Here is a 3087-nt window from a genome sequence, read left to right as displayed (position 1 = left end):
GGCATATTGGGCGGGCAGAGTTGAACCAGTCATGACAGGTTCCATACTCATAGTCGATGACGATCCCGTGCAGCGCAGGCTGCTCGAGGCGGCCGTGACGAAATTCGGCCACAGCGCGATCATCACGGATGGCGGCGAGGCGGGTCTCGACGCGCTCGACGGGCCGAATGCGCGCGACGTGTCGGTGGTCATCCTCGACCTTGTCATGCCGGGCCTCGATGGCATTGGCGTGCTGAAGGCGATGCGCGAGCGCGGCATCCATGTTCCGGTCATCGTGCAGACCGCCCAGGGTGGCATCGAGACCGTCGTTTCGGCCATGCGTCATGGCGCCTTCGATTTCGTCGTCAAGCCGGCCTCTCCCGACAGGCTGCAGGCATCGATCGGCAATGCGCTCAAAGTCGAGGCGGTCGAGGGCGAAGTGAAGCGCACGTCGCGGCGGCGCGGTGGCCATCTGACCTTCAAGGACATGATCACGCACAGCCCGGCGATGGACCGGGTGATCCGCCTCGGCCAGAAGGCGGCCGCGTCCAACATCCCGATCCTTATCGAGGGCGAATCCGGCGTCGGCAAGGAGCTGGTGGCGCGCGCCATCCAAGGCAGCGGCGACCGCCGCTCAAAACCCTTCGTCACCGTCAATTGCGGTGCCATTCCCGACAATCTGGTCGAATCGATCCTGTTCGGCCACGAGAAAGGCTCGTTCACCGGCGCCACCGAAAAACACACCGGCAAGTTCGTCGAGGCGCATTCGGGCACGCTCTTCCTCGACGAGATCGGCGACCTGCCGCTCGACGTGCAGGTCAAGCTGTTGCGCGCCGTGCAGGACGGTGAGGTTGATCCGGTCGGCGGGCGTTCGACCGTCAGGGTCGACATCAGGCTGATCTCGGCGACGCACCGCAATCTTCTGCAGCAGGTCAAGGACGGCAAGTTCCGCGAGGATCTGTTCTACCGGCTGAACGTCTATCCGATTTTCGTGCCGCCGCTGCGCGATCGTCGCGACGACATCCCGTATTTGGTCGAGCACTTCCTGGAGAAGGTTGCGCCCACCGATCCACGTCGCCGTCTGCACGGCATTTCGGCCGCGGCGCTCGCCATGCTGCAGGCCTATGACTGGCCGGGAAACATCCGGCAGCTGGAAAACGCCGTCTTCCGGGCCTCGGTGCTTTGTGAAGGCGACGTGCTGACCGAGGAGGAGTTTCCGCAGATCCGGGCGCAGGTCGTGGGCACCGTCAACCTCGATGCGCATGACGCGTTGCCTCCCGCATCGCCTTTGATCATCGGGCCGCTTGGCGAGGACGCGCCGGCCAATAACGGCATCGCTGCGACCGAGCTCGATCCGCCGGCCAGTCCGCAGCCCCGCTTCGGCACGCTGCGGGCGCTCGACGAACGCGGCAATGTACGCGCGCTGGCCGATGTCGAACTCGAAATGATCAAGCTCGCCATCGACCATTACAGCGGCCAGATGAGCGAAGTTGCCCGCCGCCTCGGCATCGGCCGCTCGACGCTCTACAGGAAGCTCAAGGAATACGGCATCGATCCGGAAACAGGCCGTGTCGACCGGCTTGCTTCCTGACAAAGTAAGTTCGAACCAGCTTGCCAGCCCGGCATCAGGACGTTTGACATCATCGATGAGGGCGTGACGCGCGTCAGACGGCATGCTTGCGGCAGTGTTCACGCATTAAGGCGGCCGGTAACAGATCGTGTTCATGGCAAAGCCCGAAACATGATCTAAACCAGCAGTTTACCAAGAAACCCTGCGCAATATTTTTGACGGGATATCGCCACGGTGTTACCGCATTTCGGCTTCAATAAGCGATGATTAACCATTAGGATCGATATTCGGATGCGAACATCATCGCATCCGTTGGTCAAATCCGGGGACAAACGGCAGCCTGCAAGGCCTTTTGATTTGAACAAAGTCGAACGACACACAAACGGGCGGCACTATCACATGAGCGTCTGGCCGAGATGGCTGGCAGCGGTGATTCTCGCCTTTGGCTTCCTTGCAGCGGCTGCGACCGGGGCCAGCGCCCAGACACGTTCGCTGAAACTCTATAACCTCCACACCAAAGAGAAGGCGGAGATCGTCTTCAAGCGCGGCGGCCGCTACGACCAGGCGGGTCTGAAAAAGATCAACGTCATCCTGCGCGACTGGCGCCGCAACGAGCCGACCAAGATGGATCCGCGCCTGCTGGACCTGGTCTGGGAGGCTTACCGGCAGAGCGGCGCCCGCGACTATATCCAGGTCGTGTGCGGTTATCGCTCGTCGTCCACGAACTCGATGCTGCGCAGTCGCAGCAGGGGCGTCGCCAAGAAAAGCCAGCATATGCTCGGCAAGGCGATGGACTTTTACATTCCCGGTGTGCCGCTGAAGAAACTGCGCGACATCGGTCTGCGGATGCAGGGCGGCGGCGTCGGCTACTATCCGTCGTCCGGCTCGCCCTTTGTCCACATGGATGTCGGCAATGTGCGCCACTGGCCGGGCATCAGCCGCCAGGAGCTGGCGCGCGTGTTCCCCAATGGCAAGACGCTGCACGTGCCGAGCGACGGCAAGCCGCTGCCCGGCTATTCACAGGCGCTCGCCTCCTACAAGTCGCGCAAGGGCGCCGGCAGCCCCGCTATTGAACTGGCCAGCGCAGGTGGCGGTTCCAAAAGATCCGGCGGTCTGCTGGCGGCTTTCTTCGGCGGCGGTGAAGACGAGGCGGATGACAGCGCCGATGTGGCAGCCGCGCCGGCGCCGAAGCCAAAGACCGTGAAACCTACGAACGCGAAGCCGGCGCCGGTCGCCAAGGACAGCAAGCTTGCGGGCATTGCCATCGTGTCGCCTGAGGATGCCAAGCGCGCCGAAATCCCGCAAATCGCCGATGCGCCTGCTCCGGAACCGGAGGAGGACACGCCGGAAACGATCATCGCAGCGCTGCCGGCGCGCAGCATTCCGCTGCCTGATTTCGCCCCGCGTCCGAAGACCGATGTCGGCGCCCAGCCGCCCGAAAACGTTCCGTTCGGCGTGGCGGTTGCCACCGCTACCACCGAACAGGCGGCGGCCACCGCGCCAGCGCCGGCAAGCGCCCCCCTTCGCATGGCCCACCC

Annotated in this window: 2 protein-coding genes; both read left to right on the top strand. The window is 63.5% G+C overall.

Annotation, left to right across the window (positions count from 1 at the left end; genetic code table 11):
- Positions 1 to 31: 31 nt before the first annotated feature.
- Entirely contained in the window at positions 32 to 1570 is a 1539-nt protein-coding gene (locus tag EOC93_RS33155; RefSeq protein WP_127206718.1) for a sigma-54 dependent transcriptional regulator, read from the top strand.
- 378 nt (positions 1571 to 1948) lie between these two features.
- On the top strand, positions 1949 to 3087 hold a 1139-nt coding region (locus EOC93_RS33150), incomplete at its 3' end, for a DUF882 domain-containing protein (protein ID WP_127206717.1).

It is taken from the genome of Mesorhizobium sp. M6A.T.Ce.TU.002.03.1.1, assembly GCF_003997275.1.
Taxonomy (GTDB): Bacteria; Pseudomonadota; Alphaproteobacteria; order Rhizobiales; family Rhizobiaceae; genus Mesorhizobium; species Mesorhizobium mediterraneum.
The sequence above is the reverse complement of the archived record's forward strand: the minus strand, read 5'-3'. Positions and strand labels throughout refer to the sequence as shown.